Origin of the sequence: Pseudomonas sp. GL-RE-26, assembly GCF_019956275.1 — a bacterium.
Taxonomy (GTDB): domain Bacteria; phylum Pseudomonadota; class Gammaproteobacteria; order Pseudomonadales; family Pseudomonadaceae; genus Aquipseudomonas; species Aquipseudomonas grandcourensis.
This window is the reverse complement of the sequence record NZ_JAHBDI010000082.1, coordinates 1-1,084: the sequence shown is the minus strand read 5'-3', so window position 1 is coordinate 1,084 and position 1,084 is coordinate 1. Positions and strand designations below refer to the sequence as shown.

Sequence of the window (1,084 nt, the reverse complement as noted above, 5' to 3'; positions counted from 1 at the left end):
GCGCCGCTGACCGATTCCAGTTTGTTGACGATGGACGGCTGGCCGCCGGTGTAGACGTCATCCTTGGCGATGATGGTGGCGGAAGCGGTCGCAGTATTGGCTGGGACGGTGATTTTCGTACCGTCGGACAGCGTGAACTCCAACGGACCGTGGTTATTGATCGGCAGACCGGCCGCGTTGGTCAGGGTCACGGTGTAGGTGACTTGGCCACCTTCGGCCACGGTGGATTTGTCCGCGGTCAGGGTGGCGATCACTTCGCTGACGGTGTCGTTGATAGCAACCGACGCAGGACCGCCAATGACCAGATTCTCAAACGTCTTACCGGCAACGCTAGCATCAGCGATGCCCAGCGATACGCTACCGCCATCCTTGTAAACGTCATCACCTTGCGCCGGCAATGCATAGCCAACTTGAGTTGCGCCTGCGGCGATGACCACAGTTTGGCCATTGCTGAGAGTCACCGTCAGGTCGTGATCTAACTTCTGGTCGAGTTTGATGGTGAAAGTCGGTGCCTGGTTCTCCAGCACCGGACCAGCGCTTTCGATGGTAACGGTGACCTTGTCGATCACATCGGAAATCGTGGTGACTGCTGGAGTGTTGTTGAGCACCAGGTTTTCAAAGTTGCCGCCGGTGGTACCGGTGATGGTGGTGCTGACGGTGCTGCCGTTGACATAGACGTCATTGGCCGCAGTCGGCACGTTGACGCTGCCGCTGGTCTGGCCCGCTTCGATGGTAATGACCGAGCCATTGCTCAAGGTCACGGTCATCGGCGTGCCCGCCGGATTGGTCAGGGTCGCGGTGTAGGTGATCTGACCGCCTTCGGTGATGTTGCCGTTGGCCGTCAGGGTCAGGCCGGTGTTGTCCACGGAGTCGGTGATGGTGGTCACGGCCGGGGTGGTGTTCGGCACTAGGTTTTCGAAGTTGCCGCCAGTGGTACCGGTGATGGTGGTGCTGACGGTGCTGCCATTCACATAAACATCGTTGGCCGCAGTCGGCACGTTGACGCTGCCGCTGGTCTGGCCCGCTTCGATGGTAATGACCGAACCGTTGCTCAAGGTCACGGTCATCGGCGTACCGGCCGGAT

At 59.7% G+C, this 1,084-nt stretch carries 1 protein-coding gene; it reads right to left on the bottom strand.

Annotated features, from left to right (window positions below):
• Nucleotides 1–1,084: immunoglobulin-like domain-containing protein (locus tag KGB07_RS27635; RefSeq protein WP_223467223.1), on the bottom strand; the 1,084-nt coding region annotated here is incomplete at both ends.